15 protein-coding genes and 1 pseudogene are annotated in these 15,374 nt (G+C 64.4%); 6 read left to right on the top strand and 10 right to left on the bottom strand.

The features are described 5' to 3' along the window. Positions 1 to 3 precede the first annotated feature (3 nt). The 4 genes from hprK to ilvA all read right to left on the bottom strand — a co-directional run bounded on the left by hprK (position 4) and on the right by ilvA (position 4,425). Positions 4 to 939 (bottom strand): HPr(Ser) kinase/phosphatase, encoded by a 936-nt coding sequence (gene hprK, locus SOM61_RS07035; RefSeq protein ID WP_005663306.1) that lies wholly within the window; start codon positions 937 to 939, stop codon positions 4 to 6. Positions 940 to 1,004: 65 nt separating this feature from the next. Continuing rightward, positions 1,005 to 1,487 carry a PTS sugar transporter subunit IIA gene (locus SOM61_RS07040; protein WP_320473408.1) on the bottom strand — a complete coding sequence of 161 codons (483 nt, stop codon included), beginning with the start codon at positions 1,485 to 1,487 and terminating at the stop codon, positions 1,005 to 1,007. A gap of 366 nt (positions 1,488 to 1,853) precedes the next feature. Beyond that, a complete protein-coding gene (gene queF / locus SOM61_RS07045; protein ID WP_320473409.1) occupies positions 1,854 to 2,681 on the bottom strand; it encodes an NADPH-dependent 7-cyano-7-deazaguanine reductase QueF in 828 nt (275 codons plus the stop codon). 205 nt (positions 2,682 to 2,886) lie between these two features. Continuing rightward, a complete protein-coding gene (ilvA, locus tag SOM61_RS07050) occupies positions 2,887 to 4,425 on the bottom strand; it encodes a threonine ammonia-lyase, biosynthetic (protein ID WP_320473410.1) in 1,539 nt (512 codons plus the stop codon). Positions 4,426 to 4,620: 195 nt separating this feature from the next. Between ilvA and SOM61_RS07055 the strand changes: the two genes are divergently transcribed. The 6 genes from SOM61_RS07055 (at position 4,621) to SOM61_RS07080 (ending at position 11,222) form a co-directional block, all read left to right on the top strand. Beyond that, the gene (locus SOM61_RS07055; RefSeq protein WP_005663301.1) at positions 4,621 to 5,124 is read left to right on the top strand and encodes a YqaA family protein; all 504 of its coding nucleotides are present in this window, start codon (positions 4,621 to 4,623) and stop codon (positions 5,122 to 5,124) included. Positions 5,125 to 5,167: 43 nt separating this feature from the next. Next, positions 5,168 to 5,476, top strand: a complete 309-nt coding sequence (locus tag SOM61_RS07060; RefSeq protein ID WP_320473411.1) for a DUF1272 domain-containing protein — start codon at positions 5,168 to 5,170, stop codon at positions 5,474 to 5,476. 64 nt (positions 5,477 to 5,540) lie between these two features. Then, entirely contained in the window at positions 5,541 to 6,134 is a 594-nt protein-coding gene (locus SOM61_RS07065) for a flavin reductase family protein (RefSeq protein ID WP_320473412.1), read from the top strand. Between the two features lie 197 nt (positions 6,135 to 6,331). Continuing rightward, entirely contained in the window at positions 6,332 to 10,342 is a 4,011-nt protein-coding gene (locus SOM61_RS07070; protein WP_320473413.1) for a DUF3683 domain-containing protein, read from the top strand. Beyond that, a complete protein-coding gene (locus tag SOM61_RS07075) occupies positions 10,339 to 10,767 on the top strand; it encodes an HIT family protein (RefSeq protein WP_320473414.1) in 429 nt (142 codons plus the stop codon). Before SOM61_RS07070 ends, SOM61_RS07075 begins: the two co-directional genes overlap by 4 nt. A gap of 14 nt (positions 10,768 to 10,781) precedes the next feature. Then, positions 10,782 to 11,222 carry a gamma-butyrobetaine hydroxylase family protein gene (locus SOM61_RS07080; protein ID WP_320473415.1) on the top strand — a complete coding sequence of 147 codons (441 nt, stop codon included), beginning with the start codon at positions 10,782 to 10,784 and terminating at the stop codon, positions 11,220 to 11,222. 90 nt (positions 11,223 to 11,312) lie between these two features. Here SOM61_RS07080 and SOM61_RS07085 read toward each other — a convergent pair whose 3' ends face one another. The 6 genes and pseudogenes from SOM61_RS07085 to SOM61_RS07110 form a co-directional block, all read right to left on the bottom strand. After that, positions 11,313 to 11,519 carry a cold-shock protein gene (locus SOM61_RS07085; protein WP_109345346.1) on the bottom strand — a complete coding sequence of 69 codons (207 nt, stop codon included), beginning with the start codon at positions 11,517 to 11,519 and terminating at the stop codon, positions 11,313 to 11,315. A gap of 195 nt (positions 11,520 to 11,714) precedes the next feature. Further along, positions 11,715 to 13,250 (bottom strand): hypothetical protein, encoded by a 1,536-nt coding sequence (locus SOM61_RS07090; RefSeq protein WP_320473416.1) that lies wholly within the window; start codon positions 13,248 to 13,250, stop codon positions 11,715 to 11,717. Positions 13,251 to 13,282: 32 nt separating this feature from the next. Beyond that, positions 13,283 to 13,810 (bottom strand): hypothetical protein, encoded by a 528-nt coding sequence (locus tag SOM61_RS07095; RefSeq protein ID WP_320473417.1) that lies wholly within the window; start codon positions 13,808 to 13,810, stop codon positions 13,283 to 13,285. 12 nt (positions 13,811 to 13,822) lie between these two features. Next, a complete protein-coding gene (locus SOM61_RS07100) occupies positions 13,823 to 14,497 on the bottom strand; it encodes a C39 family peptidase (RefSeq protein WP_320473418.1) in 675 nt (224 codons plus the stop codon). 7 nt (positions 14,498 to 14,504) lie between these two features. Beyond that, on the bottom strand, positions 14,505 to 14,906 hold the full coding sequence (locus SOM61_RS07105) for a hypothetical protein (RefSeq protein WP_123070777.1): 402 nt from the start codon (positions 14,904 to 14,906) through the stop codon (positions 14,505 to 14,507). 102 nt (positions 14,907 to 15,008) lie between these two features. Continuing rightward, positions 15,009 to 15,374 (bottom strand): annotated as a pseudogene (locus tag SOM61_RS07110) (hypothetical protein); the annotation flags it as partial.

A 15,374-nucleotide genomic window follows, 5' to 3' on the forward strand; every position in this document is an offset into this window, starting at 1 on the left:
GGTTTAGTCCGCGCTCATCGCCTGGCGCTGGCGCTCCATGAACTCCTGCAGCGTGTCGATGCCGCGCAGTTGCAGGATCGTGTTGCGCACCGCGGCCTCGAGCAGCACCGCGATATTGCGGCCGGCCGCCACCGGAATGACGACCTTGCGGATCGGCAGGCCCAGCACGTCCTCGGTCGGGAAGTGGAAGGGCAGGCGCTCGACCTCTTCGTCCAGCGCGCCGCGCTTGACCAGGTGCACGATCAGCTTCAGGCGCATCTTGCGCCGCACCGCCGTCTCGCCGAAGATCGCCTTGATGTCCAGCAGGCCCAGGCCGCGCACCTCCAGCAAATTCTGCAATAGCGGCGGGCAGCGGCCCTCGATCATGTTCGGCGCGATGCGCGAGAATTCCACGGCGTCGTCGGCCACCAGGCCGTGCGAGCGCGAGATCAGTTCCAGGCCCAGTTCGCTCTTGCCCAGGCCCGAGTCGCCCGTGATCAGCACGCCCACGCCCAGCACGTCCATGAACACGCCGTGCATGATCACGCGCTGGGCCAGCTTCTTGGATAAATACACGCGCAGGAAGTCGATCACCTGCGCCGCCGGCAGCGGGGTCGAGAACAGGGGGATATTCTGCTCGTCGCAGATGGCGAGGATGTCGGGCGGGGTTTCCAGGCCTTGCGCGATGATCAGCGCAGGCGGGCCGCCGCCGATCAGTTCGCCAACCACATGGCTGCGCGAATTGGCCTTGAGGCGGTGGTAGTAGTCGAGTTCCTGGTGGCCGAACACCTGGATCCGGCCCGGGTGGATCAGGTTCAGGTGGCCAACCTGGTCGGCTGCCGAGGCGGCGTCGCCGGCGATCTGGCGTTCACCGCCGGGGAAACCCGCGAACCAGCCCAGTTGCAGGCTGTCGCGGTTGTCGTCGTACAGCCGTTGGATGGTCAGCGGAGACTGCAGCATGGGCATTGTCGTCGTCGCAAAAAAGGCGCGCGGCGTGATTGCCGCGCGTTTAGCAGACGCTCAGTTTAACCCAGAGCCTGGAGGCTGGGTTGCCAGTTGATAATGCGGTCATGCACCGATTTCGGATCGGGATCGGTCGCCAGGGCGGTGCGCACCGACTCGTCGGAGAACAGCTCGGCGATCTCGGACAGGATCTCGAGGTGCTGCTGGGTGACGTGATCCGGGATCAGCAGGAAGAACAGCAGGCTCACCGGCTGGCCATCAGGCGACTCGAAAGGAATCGGCTCCTTCAGGCGCACGAAGGCGGCCAGCGGAGCCTTGAGGCTCTTGCTGCCCTTGATGCGGCCGTGCGGGACGGCGACGCCGTGCCCCAGACCGGTCGAGCCCAGGCGTTCGCGTGCGAACAGGTTGTCCGACACGATCGAGCGGGCGATGCCGCAGTTGTTCTCGAAGATCAGGCCGGCTTGCTCGAAGGCTCGTTTCTTGCTCGACACTTCGATGTCGAGTTGCACGTTCTCGAGCGAGAGGATTTTGCTTAGATTCGTCATAACGTGGGTGCGATGCACGCGTGGAGTGCTTGCGAGCACGGGATTATAGGCCTGTTTGGGGCCTGAGACACTCGATTTCGCGACAGTTTGGACTTCTCGCCGAACGGCCGCACGGTACCCGTCGAAACGGGATAAGTGGTTAGTTGACCTGCGTCAACATCGTTACGCAATTTCCTCAACGAATCAGCTGTTGAGGCCAGCAATCGTATGCCGGTCGTCCTGTTTACCGATGATTGCTCGAAGTCCCGCCTAAAAACAAGGCAGGGCGTTCAGTATCGTATAGCAAAAGGTGATGCCATGCGCTGCGCATGGCTGTCGCCTAAAACGCACAGGCGTGCGGGTAATATCCTGACAGAAATTGGATGTTTACTGGCGCGCGCCACGCAGATTGCCTGGTTTGCCGGTGCTGAAGTTGGCCCGCCATGGGTTGATGTCCAGGCCGCCGCGCCGCGTGTAGCGCGCATACACGGCCAGCTTGCTCGGCTGGCACTGGCGCAGCACGTCCATGAAAATGCGCTCCACACACTGCTCGTGGAACTCGTTGTGCTCACGGAAGCCGATCAGGTATTTCAGCAAGCCTTCCTGGTCGATTTGCGGGCCGACGTAGCGGATCTGCACCGTGCCCCAGTCCGGTTGGCCCGTGACCAGGCAATTGGACTTGAGCAGGTGCGACACCAGGGTTTCTTCCACCGGCGCATCTTCGTGCCTGGCCTTGAGCAGCTGCGGGGCCGGCGAGTAATCGTCGACCTCGATATCGAGGCGGTCGAGCAGCGTGCCTTCCAGTTCGCCCATCCTGATCGCCCCGAATTGATCCGGGCTGGTCAGGGTGACGTGGACCGGCGCGCCGAAACCGTTCGACAGGTCGTCGCGCAGCAGGGCCAGCAAGGCCTCGGGACCGGCGAGGCGGGTCTGGTTGAACGAATTCAGGTAGAGCTTGAACGATTTCGATTCGACGATGTTCGGCGAATCGGCTGGCGCCGTCACGGTCGCGATCGCGACCTGCGGCTTGCCGCGCATGTTCAGCCACGACAGTTCATAGGCGTTCCAGATGTCGACGCCGAAGAAGGGGAGCGTGCCTGAAAGACCCAATTCCTCGCGCTTTTGCTGGCGCGGGATCGGGAACAGCAGCTCGGGGGCGTACTGGCTCTGGTAGGCGGAAGATTTGCCAAGTGGCGATTGATCAGGGGTATTCATAAATAAGGTCGGTCATTCTGCGCCATGGCATAAGACCATCAGCGCCAGTACGTCGTTCCCGCGCAGGCGGGAACCCAAGTTCAATGAGTCGCTGGCGAGATCGAACTTCGCGGCACTGCATGCGCACTTGGGTTCCCGCCTGCGCGGGAACGACGTTATCGAGGCTAACGGTGAATCGGCGCAGACTCTGTTCAACAGGTGGGGCCTACGCCCCCAAAAACAATTTATAGACGGGATTCCCGCTCTCGTCCCAGTAACGATAACCGAGCGAAGCCAGGAACTGGCGGAACTCATCCATCTCGGCCTGCGGTACTTGCAATCCAACGAGAATGCGCCCCACGTCGCCGCCCTGGTTGCGGTAGTGGAACAGCGAGATATTCCAGTTCGGCGCCATGCTGTCCAGGAAGCGCATCAGCGCACCCGGCCGCTCAGGGAACTCGAAACGATACAGCAATTCATCATGCGCAAGTGAACTTTTCCCGCCCACCAGGTGGCGGATATGCAGCTTGGCCAGCTCGTCGTAGGTCAGATCGAGCGTCTTGTAGCCGTGTTCCTCGAAGGTGCGCGCCAAGAGGCCCGACTCGCTGCGATTGCCCACCTGCACGCCGACGAAGACGTGGGCTTCGCTTTCATGGCTGATGCGGTAATTGAATTCGGTGACGTTGCGCGGGCCGACCAGCGCGCAGAAGCGGCGGAAGCTGCCGCGCTGCTCGGGCACGGTGACGGCAAAGACCGCTTCGCGCGATTCGCCCAGCTCGGCGCGCTCGGCCACGAAGCGCAGGCGGTCGAAGTTCATATTGGCGCCGCAGGCCACCGCCACCAGCGTCTCGTTCCTGATCGGCTCGCGGTTCATCTGCGAGCGCTCGATATAGGCCTTGGCGCCGGCCACCGCCAGCGCGCCGGCCGGCTCGAGGATGCTGCGCGTATCCTGGAACACGTCCTGGATCGCGGCGCAGATGGCGTCGGTGTCGACCAGGATGATCTCGTCGACCACCTGCTGGGCGACGCGGAAGGTTTCTTCGCCCACCAGGCGCACCGCGGTGCCGTCCGAGAACAGGCCGACGTCGGTCAGGGTCACGCGCTGGCCGGCCTTCAGGCTGCGCGCCATCGCGTCCGAATCCAGGGTCTGCACGCCGATGATCTTGATGTCGGGACGGATCTGTTTCACATAGGCGCCGATGCCGGCAATGAGGCCGCCGCCGCCGATGGCGACGAAGATCGCATGGATCGGGCTCGACAGCTGGCGCAGGATTTCCATGCCGATCGTGCCCTGACCGGCGATCACGTCCGGATCGTCGAAGGGGTGCACGAAGGTCAGGCGCTGCTCTTTTTCCAGCAGCAGCGCGTGGTTGTAGGCATCGGTGTAGGAGTCGCCATGCAGCACGATTTCGACGCTGGCGCCGCCGCGCGCCTTGACCGCGTCGATCTTGAGCTGCGGCGTGGTGGTCGGCATCACGATCAGCGCGCGGCAGCCCAGGCGGCAGGCCGACAGCGCCACGCCCTGGGCATGGTTGCCGGCCGAGGCGCAGATCACGCCGCGCTTGAGCTGCTCGGGCGTGAGGTTCGCCATCTTGTTGTAGGCGCCGCGCAGCTTGAAGCTGAACACGCTCTGCATGTCCTCGCGCTTGAAATAAATGCGGTTGCCCATGCGCTGGGACAGGGTCGGGGCGAGGTCGAGCGGCGTCTGTTCGGCGACGTCGTAGACGCGGGCGGTCAGGATTTTTCTGAGGTAGTCGGTAGTCATGGTCGGATTGCAAAAGTCATGCAGGCTGGGCCGGCGGGACGGACGACGCGAACTGTTCCGCTAGGGTGGGTGACCGTGGCGCAAAGGTCGATATGACGGGCTGGGTGGCAGGCTCGTCGTATCGTGTCGTGACGAAAGTACCGGATCATTATAATGGAGCCTTATTGTCACCACTAGGCTATCGCCTAAGCCCGCATGATCGAATCCGCTGTCCAATGGCTGCTTGACTTCCTGGCTGCACCGACCGTCGGGCTGACCTCGATCTTCATCGTCAGTTTCGTCTCCGCTACCTTGCTGCCGCTCGGCTCCGAGCCGGCCGTGTTCGCCGTGATCAAGGCCAATCCCGATATGTTCTGGCCGGCAATCCTGGTAGGGACGCTCGGCAATACCCTGGGTGGCGCCTTCGATTACTTCCTCGGCTACCGCGCCAAGGTTGCGTTCGCGAAAGAGCGCCAGAGCCGATGGTTCGGCTGGCTCAAGCGCTATGGCGCCAAGACCATGCTGCTGTCGTGGCTGCCGGGCATCGGCGACCCGCTGTGCACGCTGGCCGGCTGGCTGCACCTGCCGTTCTGGCCCAGCGTGATGTATATGGCGATCGGCAAGTTCGCACGCTACCTGACCATGACGCTGGCGCTGCTGTACATCCCGGATAGTTTCTGGACCAATCTCGGTGATATGCTGACCCGCATCACCGGCTGAGTATTTCCTTTCCGACAGCGGCCGGGTCATCAGGAAGAAGCCGATGCTCGAACTGCGACCGAACTGCGAACACGGCAATGTGGCCTTGCCGCCCGCCTCGACCGAGGCGCGCATCTGCTCCTACGAGTGCACGTTTTGCGCCGCCTGCGTCGACGGCGTCTTGCTGAACGTCTGTCCGAACTGCGGCGGCGGCTTCGTGCCGCGGCCGGTCAGGCCCGCCCGCGACTGGAAGAACGGGAACTATCTGGGCAACGATCCGGCGCGCACCGAGCCGAAGCTGCGGCCTGTGGACCCGGCCGCGCATGCGCGGTTCGCCGAGGCGATCAAGGACATCGCGTCGTCGGATCGCTAGCATCCTGCATGTTCGCAGGAGGCGGTTCATAATGGGCGTTTCGACGCAGCCCCAGGATTCGCGCATGACCGACCGCCTACCCGTCCCCCTGGACAAAGCCTATCGCCTGATGAACCACGGCCCCACCGTGCTCGTCTCCGCACGCCATGGCGAAGCGATCAACGTGATGGCCGCCGCCTGGTCGATGCCGCTCGACTTCGCGCCGCCCAAGGTGGCGGTGGTGATCGACAAGAGCACGCTCACGCGCGGGATGGTCGAGGCATCCGGCGAGTTCGCCCTGATGGTGCCGTCGCGTGAACTGGCGCAACTGACCTTGCAGGTCGGCTCGACCAGCGGCCGCGAGGTCGACAAGTTCGCCGCCTTCGGCGCCGGCTACTGGACTGGCGAGCAAACCGGCGCGCCGCTTCTGGACGGCTGCCTGGCCTGGCTCGAATGCCGGCTGCTGCCCGAGCCGCACATCCAGGACACCTATGACCTGTTCCTCGGCGAGGTGGTCGCCGCCTGGGCCGATCCGGCCGTGTTCCGCGACGGCCATTGGGTCACGAGCGAAGGCGGACCGAAGAGCATCCACTACGTTGCGGGCGGACATTTCTTCGAGCTTGGCGAGGCCTTCGAGGCGAGCGCGCAGTTGCCGGAGCCGTCCAACAACGCCGGATGACATATGCCGATCGGGTCATGCCGCATAACGAATGATGCATTAATGGGATTGCAAGCAAATTAAGTTTGGCCTTTCAAATTAGTATAGACATTTTGTTGTGTGACCGGAATGGCGGCCCGGGCATTAGCCGAGCGTGGTGCATCGCAATAAGCTAGAATGAACGTCCTTCGGGCCTGTCCGATCGTCGACCAGAATTCATGAACGCCCCCGCACACATCCATACCCTGCTTGCCGACAACGCACCCGCGCGCCTGCGCGAGATCCCTTATAACTACACCTCGTTCTCGGATCGCGAAATCGTGATCCGCCTGCTCGGTGAGTCATCGTGGGCGTTGCTCGACAGCCTGCGCGGCGCGCGCCAGACCGGGCGTTCGGCGCGCATGCTGTACGAGGTGCTGGGCGATATCTGGGTGGTGCGCCGCAATCCCTATCTGCAGGACGACATGCTGGACAACCCGAAGCGCCGGGCCAAGCTGATCGAGGCGCTGCACCATCGCCTGGGCGAAGTCGACAAGCGCCGCACCACGGTCGATGCGCAGGACGGCGGTGCCCCTGACGTCGCCGCCAACCGCAGCGCCGCCGTCGAGCAGCTGCTCGCCGCCGCGCGCCGCGCCGTGGACGACTTCGGCCGCGAGTTCGCCGAGACCTACGACCTGCGCAAGCGCGCCACCAAGGTGCTGGGCGCCTACACCGACAAGCGCAATATCCGTTTCGACGGCATGCACCGCACCTCGCACGTGACCGACGCCACCGACTGGCGCGTCGAGTATCCCTTCCTGGTGCTGGTGCCGGACAGCGAAGACGAGATGGCCGGCCTGGTCAAGGGCTGCATCGAACTTGGACTGACCATCATCCCGCGCGGCGGCGGCACCGGCTACACCGGCGGCGCGATCCCGCTCACGCCGATGTCGGCCGTGATCAATACCGAAAAGCTGATCGGCATCGGCGAGGTCGAGATGACGGCCATGCCGGGCCTGGGCCGCGAATACGCGACCATCCACACCTATGCCGGTGTCGTCACGCAGCGGGTGTCGCAGGCGGCCGAGAAGGCCGGCTTCGTGTTCGCGGTGGACCCGACCTCGGCCCACGCGTCCTGCGTGGGCGGCAATATCGCGATGAACGCGGGCGGCAAGAAGGCCGTGTTGTGGGGCACGGCGCTCGACAACCTGGCCTCATGGCGCATGGTCGACCCGAATGGCGACTGGCTCGATGTCACCCGCATCAACCACAACCTGGGCAAGATCCACGACGCGCCGACGGCCGAATTCCTGCTCGAATGGACCCACCCTTCGGTCAAGGGCGCGCCAAAAGGCCAGCCATTCCGCACCGAGACCCTGACCATCGAGGGCAAGCGCTTCCGCAAGGAAGGCCTGGGCAAGGACGTCACCGACAAATTCCTGGCCGGCCTGCCGGGCATCCAGAAAGAGGGCACCGACGGCCTGATCACGTCCGGCCGCTGGATCCTGCACAAGATGCCCAAGTTCACCCGCACGGTGGCGCTGGAATTCTTCGGCCAGGCGCGCGACGCGATCCCGTCGATCGTCGAGATCAAGGATTACCTCGACAGCCTGCCAAAGAACGGCGACCCGGCGTTTGCCACGCTGCGCCTGGCGGGCCTGGAACACCTCGACGAGCGCTACCTGCGTGCGGTCGGCTACGCCACCAAATCCAAGCGCGGCGTGCTGCCCAAGATGGCGCTGTTCGGCGACATCGTCGGCGACGACGAGAACGCGGTGGCGCTGGCCGCCTCCGAAGTGGTGCGCCTGGCCAATACCCGCGTGGGCGAGGGCTTTGTCGCCGTCAGCCCCGAGGCACGCAAGAAGTTCTGGCTCGATCGCGCCCGCACCGCGGCCATCGCGCGCCACACCAACGCCTTCAAGATCAACGAAGACGTGGTCATCCCGCTGAACCGGATGGGCGAATACACCGACGGCATCGAGCGCATCAACGTCGAGCTGTCGATCAAGAACAAGCTGCAGCTGGTGGACCAACTGCGCGCCTACCTCGCCAGCGACCACCTGCCGCTGGCCAAGAGCGACGACGCCGGCGGCGACGGCGTCGACCGCGACGAGATCATGGGCGACCGTCCGCTGCAGGCGCGCGCCCTGGTCGACCTGGTCGACAAGCGCTGGACCTTCATCCTGGCCAATCTCGATGCGCCGCTGGGGCAAGTGCGCGAGCAGCTGCAGACCCTGGGTCTCGACCATCTGAACGAAGCGATCCTGCAGCGCCTGGCGATCCAGCCCGATGCGCGCCTGTTCGACGCGGTGCAGGACCACACGGTGCGCGTCTCGTGGAAGGCCGAAGTGCGCGCGCCGCTGCGCCAGATCTTCAACGGCGCCGCCTACCAGTGCATCCTCGACGAAGCGGTCGCGATCCACAAGCGCGTGCTGCGCTCGCGCGTGTTCGTCGCCCTGCACATGCACGCGGGCGACGGCAACGTCCACACCAACCTGCCGGTGAACTCGGACGACTACGCCATGCTGCAGGATGCGCACAAGGCGGTCGAGCGCATCATGAAGCTGGCGCGTTCGCTGGACGGCGTGATCTCGGGCGAGCACGGCATCGGCATCACCAAGCTCGAATTCCTGCTTGATTCCGAGATCCAGGAATTCCGCGACTACAAGGTGCGCGTCGATCCGGAAGGCCGCTTCAACAAGGGCAAGCTGCTCAACCTGGAAGGCGCCCACGCCGACCTGCGCAACGCCTACACGCCGTCGTTCGGCCTGATGGGCCACGAATCGCTGATCATGCAGCAGAGCGATATCGGCGAGATCGCCAACAGCATCAAGGACTGCCTGCGCTGCGGCAAGTGTAAACCTGTGTGCACGACCCACGTGCCGCAAGCGAACCTGCTGTATTCGCCGCGCGACAAGATCCTCGCCACCTCGGCGCTGATCGAGGCTTTCCTTTACGAGGAGCAGACCCGCCGCGGCGTCTCGCTGCGCCACTGGGAAGAGTTCGAGGACGTGTCGGACCACTGCACCGTGTGCCACAAATGCGTCACGCCCTGTCCGGTCAACATCGACTTCGGCGACGTGTCGATGAATATGCGTAACCTGCTGCGCAAGATGGACAAGCGCAGCTTCAAGCCGGCCAACCGCGCGGCCATGTTCTTCCTGAATGCGACCGACCCGACCACCATCAATGCCACGCGCAAGGTGATGATCGATTTCGGTTTCAAGGCCCAGCGCCTGGGCAACCGCCTGCTCAAAGGCCTGTCCAAGCCGCAGACCGCCGCGCCGCCGCCGACGGTCGGCAAGGCGCCCGTGCGCGAGCAGGTGATCCACTTCATCAACAAGAAGATGCCGGGCAATCTGCCCAAGAAGACGGCGCGCGCGCTGCTCGATATCGAGGACGACAAGATCGTGCCGATCATCCGCAACCCCAAGAAGACCAACGCCGACACCGAAGCCGTGTTCTACTTCCCGGGCTGCGGCTCCGAGCGCCTGTTTTCGCAAGTGGGCCTGGCGACGCAGGCGATGCTGTGGGAAGTGGGCGTGCAGACCGTGCTGCCGCCGGGCTACCTGTGCTGCGGCTATCCGCAGCGCGGCGCCGGCCAGTACGACAAGGCCGACAAGATGATGACGGATAACCGCGTGCTGTTCCACCGCATGGCCAACACGCTGAACTACCTCGACATCAAGACGGTCCTGGTCTCGTGCGGCACCTGCTACGATCAGCTGGCGACCTATGAGTTCGAGAAGATCTTCCCCGGCTGCCGCATCATGGACATCCATGAATACCTGCTCGAGAAGAACGTCAAGCTCGAAGGCGTGAACGGCACCCGCTATATGTACCATGAGCCTTGCCACAACCCGATGAAGCTGCAGGATTCGGTGAAGACGGTCAATGCGCTGGTCTCGACCCATGACGACGTCAAGATCGAGAAGAACGACCGCTGCTGCGGCGAGTCGGGCACCTTCGCCGTGAGCCGTCCCGATATCTCGACCCAGGTGCGCTCGCGCAAGGAAGTCGAGATGGTCAAGGGCGCCGATAAACTGCGCACTGACGGCTTCACCGGCGACGTCAAGATCCTGACCAGCTGCCCGTCCTGCCTGCAGGGCTTGAGCCGCTACAACGACGATTCGGGCACCACCGCCGACTACATCGTGGTCGAGATCGCGAAGCACCTGCTGGGCGAGAACTGGCTGCCCGAGTACGTGGCGCGCGCCAATAACGGCGGCATCGAAAGGGTGCTGGTATGACGCTCAGGGAAGCTGGTTGCGAGCTGTGTAATCTCAGCGTGCCTGTGGCCTGGGCTGGCGACAAATTCAGCGTCATCGTCGTCGACGACGCCAGCTATCCCGGCTTTTGCCGCGTGATCTGGCACGACCACGTGCGCGAGATGAGCGATCTTTCGCGCGAAGATCGCCTGCTGGTGAACGAGGCCGTGTTCCTGGTCGAAGAGGCGGTGCGCGAAGTGATGCAGCCGCTGAAGGTCAATGTGGCCAGCCTGGGCAATGTGGTGCCGCACCTGCACTGGCATATCATTCCGCGCTACGCGGACGACGCGCATTTCCCGGCGCCCGTGTGGACCCAGGCGGTGCGCGAGACGCCTTCGGATATCCTGGCCGCGCGCCGCGCGCTGGCTGAACAACTGGGCGCCGCCATCGCGCGCCGTTTCAACTGATAGAGAAAAGATCCATGCCTAATCCAACCGAACTGACCGTCCACCAGAAATCGCGCGTGCTCGACATCGCCTATGACGACGGCAGCGCCTATTCGATCCCGTTCGAGCTGATGCGCGTGTACTCGCCGTCGGCCGAAGTGAAGGGCCACGGCCCGGGCCAGGAAGTGCTGCAGGTAGGCAAGCGCGAAGTCGGCATCGCCGACGTCGAGCAGGTCGGCAACTACGCGATCAAGCCGACCTTCTCGGACGGCCACGACACCGGCATCTTCAGCTGGGACTACCTGTACGAGCTGGGCCGCAGCCAGGAGTCGCTGTGGAAGCAGTACGTGGCGCGCCTGCAGGCGGCCGGCTTCGACGAAGAGAGCGGCCGCGCGCCGGGCAGCATGCTGCCGGGATCGGCGCCAGCCAAGTCGGGTGGCGGCGGTTGCGGTTCGGGCGGTTGCGGCTGTAAATAAACGACGCGGTTTGCGTCACCAAAACAAAAGAGCACATCCGCGGATGTGCTCTTTGTTTTTTGTAGCCCGCCTTGGCGGGCTAATGCAGCATCAAGCCTGTGGCTGGATGTTTGCAGCCTGCTTGCCTTTAGGGCCGGCAGTGATGTCGAAGGTCACGCGCTGGTTTTCCTGCAGCGACTTGAAGCCGTTGGCGTTGATCGCCGAGAAGTGCGCGAACACGTCTTCGCCGCCGCCATCAGGGGTGATGAAGCCGAAACCTTTAGCGTCGTTGAACCATTTGACAATGCCAGTAGCCATGTTAATTCCCTCAAATTTAAGTTGTTTTGCGTTAATGCCCTGTTTGCGTACCTAGGACAAAAACCAGGGCCACGCTCTACATTGCAAATCTGATTATAAGGATAATTTCTTAAAACGGAAGCAAGATTTTTCAACCGTGTTCGTATTTACCACAAGTCATCCAGACCGCATGTTCTCACGTAGTCTTAACGCCGATCAGAACGTCATCGGCACCCGCAAGGTGAGGGTGACGTCGGGGGTATCCCGGGTCACGCCGGCGCCCACCGCGATGTTCAGCGTGCGCTTCGGGCTCAGGCGGTAGGAGTAGCCCAGCAGCAGGGTGCCGAGCTGGGTGCGCACCGAGCCGGCCACCGGCTGGCCGTTCTGCTTCATGCGCGCGATGGTGCTGTGGTCGTAGCCCAGGCTGAGCGAGGCCTTGTCGTTGAGCGCCAGGCCCATGCCGAAGTTAAAGCCGAGCACGTAGCCCGGTTCCAGCTCGCCCAGCGGCTCGCGCACACCGTTGCGCACCAGGCGCGTCACGTCCTCGCGCTTGAAGTTGTGCACATAGCTCAGGTTGCCGAAGAAGACGGCCGGGTCGGATGGATACAGCCAGGTCAGCGTGCCTTGCAGCGAGTGGAAGCCGGAGCCGGTGGGCAGGTCCAGCGGCAGGCCGGTGCCGGTCACGTTCTCGCCGATGCAGCGCTGGTCGCAGTCGGTCACGACCTCGAACGGGTCGCGCCCGGTGCGGCTCTTGTAGCGCAGGCCGGCGATGTAGTAGCCCTGGTCCGGGCCGCCGTTATTGAGCTGGTAGCGGCCGGCGACTTCGATGTCGCCCAGGCCCTTGCCGGAGGTGTCGAACACGCGCTCGACCGCGGTGCCGGTGAACAGCTCGCGGCTGACGGTGGCGTCCGAGCGGTACACATACGGCACCTTGACCTCGACTTCCATCCGGTTGTTGATGCCTGTGCGGCCGGTGATCGCCGTGGTGAAGGTGTTGCGCTTGATTTCGCGCACGTCGACCAGGCCGATCAGGATCGCCGGAATCACCGTGTAGCCGACCAGGGCCACGCGGTTGCTCGACGAGTAGCCGTACTGCACCGACGGCTCGAGCACATAGGTGCCACGTTGGGTCAGCACGCCTGGCTGGTCGCCGATCGGTGCGACTTCGGGCGGGCGGTTCGGTTCCTGGTTGTTCTGCGCCGTCTGCTGTTGCTGGCTCTGCTGCTGGGCCGGCCGCTGGGTCTGCGCCTGCGCCGGACCGGGGGCCGGCAGGGTGGGCTGGTTGGGGCGCGGCTGCGGCGGCAGCGGGGCCGCCACGCCGCTTTCGGCCGGTGGCAGCACCGGCGGCTGGGCCACCGGCGCCTGCATCGACATGCCGGTGCCGCGCTGCTGCGACAGCAGCACGCCGTCGGCCAGCGCCGTCGGGATGGCGAACGGGGCGCCCGACAGCGGAGTGGATTCTTCCACGATGCGCTCGCGCGCCGCCAGCGCCGGGGCGGTGGCCATGCCCGGGGCGCCCTGGGCCTGCATGCTTTGCAGCTGTTCGCGCTGTGCCTGGAGTTCGAGCATCAGACGGTTCACCATTGCCCGCTGTTCGGCCAGTTCGTCCTTGAGTTGGGACAGTTCGGTCTGTCGGTCCTGCGGGCTGGCGGCACTGCGTGCTTCGGCGGCAGGTTGTTGAGCGAGCACGGGCGGCGCCAGGAGGGCGGCCGCCAGGCCGGCGGCGCCAAGCCGCGCGACGTGTGAATACATCCAGGTCTCCATTTATTAACAACATTGCAATGCTACAGTGTTCCCGGGGAACGTACTACCGCGTCACGAATCGTGCTCTGGAAATTCATGTCTTTTAGCAGGGACATGCTGTTCACGGTCGATGTGATGGTCGTGGCGGTACGGATGTCTTGCCCATTGAGTGTGTTTTGCAGCAAGGTCGCGCCATTGGGCAGGTTGAGGTCGGCCGCGGCATAGTTGTTGCCGCCGATCTGGATCAGCTGGGCCGCGCCCAGAGCATTCTGCGCCAGGCGGGCCTGGTCGCCGGTCATCGCGGCCAGGTCGGGAATGGCGATATTGGTGCGCGCCAGGATTTCGCCGTTGACCGACACCACGCGTTCGATGCCGAGCGAGAGCGACAGCCCGCCTGCGATCTCGAAGCCGCCGCGCATGGTGTCGAGTTGCGCGGCATCGACGGGCGCGCCGAAGCCGCTCGGGCCGGCCGCCTGAGCGAGCGGCATCGCAGCGCCCGCGGTGCATAGGGCGGCCAGCAGGGCGGCCAGCAGGGCGATGCGGTGAAAGGTAAAGGTGGGCCAGCGCATATCACATCCTTGTCAAAAATCGCCCGGGCCGAACTTCGGCAGCGAGGCGCTCAGTTGGTCCTGGTGCATGCCGGTACCGAGCGGGGCGCGCGGGGCGCCGCGCCAGTCGCCCGGATTGTTGAAGGCGATGCCGTCCTTGTGGCTGTGGATCACGAAAAGGATCTTGTTGCGCCAGATTTCCTGGAAGCGCTCCATGCTCACGACGCGGTTGCCGGTGGACGGGTCGCCGATCAGGATGCGGCCATCCTCGAAGCCCTTGACGACGACGAAGTGGTTGAAGCCGCGGTCGGTGATGAGCACGATGGCCGGCAGTTTTTCGGCGATCAGTTTTTCGATCGGCAGCTTGAAGCCGTCGGCGCGAAAGCCGCGCGCGGCCAGGAAGCGCTGCATGTCGAGCAGCGAAAAGCCTTCCTTGTGAATCTTGGTCTTGTCCCCTTTTTCGTACATTTCCTGGAACACGTCCTGTTCCGGCGTCGGGGTGCCATAGTGGTGCGACAGCAGGGTCGACAAGGCGGCGGCGCCGCAACTGTAGTCGTACTGCTGGCGCGTGGTGCGCTGGAATTTGATGTCCTTGAGGCTGGTGACCGGCACGTTGACGCGCCCGACCACCGCCAGTTCGAGCGCTGGCGCCGGAGCCGGCGCCAGCAGGATGCCGCACAGGGCGGCGAGGAAGATCCCGTGCTTCATTCTCTTCCTATTGCAGTTGCAGGTTGATGACGGTCGCGTTCTGGATCAGGACGTTCGCGCCGGAGTTCTGGATCACGACAGGCAAGCCCGAGGAGTTCGCGAACGAGCCGTTGTCGATGACGTTAAAGCCCGTGGTCACATTGGTGGCCGTGTTGTTGCCGACCGTGCCGCCGAGCGTCGCCTCGGTGGTCACGATGTCGGCGCCGCCACGCAGGCCGCCCAGTTCCTCGGCGCCGGTCGTCTTGCCCCAGCCCTTGGTGAAGTCGTCTTCGCGGCTAGGTGCGACATCCACCTTCGACAGGAAGCCCACCACCACCGGCAGCTTCGCCGGTTCCGAAACCTGTGCCGCCACCGGCAGCGCCATGCAGGCCGCCAGCAGGAGAGAGCCGATCTGGGTAATCCGTTTCATGATGCCTCGCTCGAAAAGCCGCCACGCAGGGAGCCACGTGGCGGGGGGCGCGGGCGGCCGGTGGTGCCGGTCGCCCGCGCGGTTGCTGCCAAGACCTCGTGATTACTGGCCGCTTGGGGTCGTGCCGCCGACGTTCATGTTCGACTGAACGTTGACGCTTTGCTGGATCAGCGACGAGAAGCCGTTGTTCTGGCTGATGATCGAGATGCCGGCTGCCGACTGGGCGATGTTGCTCATCGAGTTCGACATGTCGAACGAACCCGCGGTCACATTGTTGGTGCCGCCGTTGCCGCCCATGCCTGCGCCGCCGAAGCCGCCGGTGCCTGCGCCGGCAACCATTTCGCCGGTCGAGCCGCCAGCGCCGCCGGTGCTCGAGCCGCCCGCGCCGCCTGCGCCGCCGGCGCCCGAGGTCGCGTCGCCCGAGGTGGCCGAGCCGCCGGTGGCCGAGCCGCCGGTCGACGAGCCGCC

This window comes from Massilia sp. CFBP9012 (assembly GCF_034045115.1).
GTDB lineage: Bacteria > Pseudomonadota > Gammaproteobacteria > Burkholderiales > Burkholderiaceae_D > Telluria.

Coding starts and splice junctions, on each gene's coding strand:
- SOM61_RS07055 (WP_005663301.1), top strand. CDS start 4,621: ATGATCGAATCCGCTGTCCAATGGCTGCTTGACTTCCTGGCTGCACCG.
- SOM61_RS07100 (WP_320473418.1), bottom strand. CDS start 14,497: ATGAAGCACGGGATCTTCCTCGCCGCCCTGTGCGGCATCCTGCTGGCG.
- SOM61_RS07040 (WP_320473408.1), bottom strand. CDS start 1,487: ATGACGAATCTAAGCAAAATCCTCTCGCTCGAGAACGTGCAACTCGAC.
- SOM61_RS07065 (WP_320473412.1), top strand. CDS start 5,541: ATGACCGACCGCCTACCCGTCCCCCTGGACAAAGCCTATCGCCTGATG.
- SOM61_RS07075 (WP_320473414.1), top strand. CDS start 10,339: ATGACGCTCAGGGAAGCTGGTTGCGAGCTGTGTAATCTCAGCGTGCCT.
- hprK (WP_005663306.1), bottom strand. CDS start 939: ATGCTGCAGTCTCCGCTGACCATCCAACGGCTGTACGACGACAACCGC.
- SOM61_RS07070 (WP_320473413.1), top strand. CDS start 6,332: ATGAACGCCCCCGCACACATCCATACCCTGCTTGCCGACAACGCACCC.
- SOM61_RS07060 (WP_320473411.1), top strand. CDS start 5,168: ATGCTCGAACTGCGACCGAACTGCGAACACGGCAATGTGGCCTTGCCG.
- ilvA (WP_320473410.1), bottom strand. CDS start 4,425: ATGACTACCGACTACCTCAGAAAAATCCTGACCGCCCGCGTCTACGAC.
- SOM61_RS07095 (WP_320473417.1), bottom strand. CDS start 13,810: ATGCGCTGGCCCACCTTTACCTTTCACCGCATCGCCCTGCTGGCCGCC.
- SOM61_RS07105 (WP_123070777.1), bottom strand. CDS start 14,906: ATGAAACGGATTACCCAGATCGGCTCTCTCCTGCTGGCGGCCTGCATG.
- SOM61_RS07080 (WP_320473415.1), top strand. CDS start 10,782: ATGCCTAATCCAACCGAACTGACCGTCCACCAGAAATCGCGCGTGCTC.
- queF (WP_320473409.1), bottom strand. CDS start 2,681: ATGAATACCCCTGATCAATCGCCACTTGGCAAATCTTCCGCCTACCAG.
- SOM61_RS07085 (WP_109345346.1), bottom strand. CDS start 11,519: ATGGCTACTGGCATTGTCAAATGGTTCAACGACGCTAAAGGTTTCGGC.
- SOM61_RS07090 (WP_320473416.1), bottom strand. CDS start 13,250: ATGTATTCACACGTCGCGCGGCTTGGCGCCGCCGGCCTGGCGGCCGCC.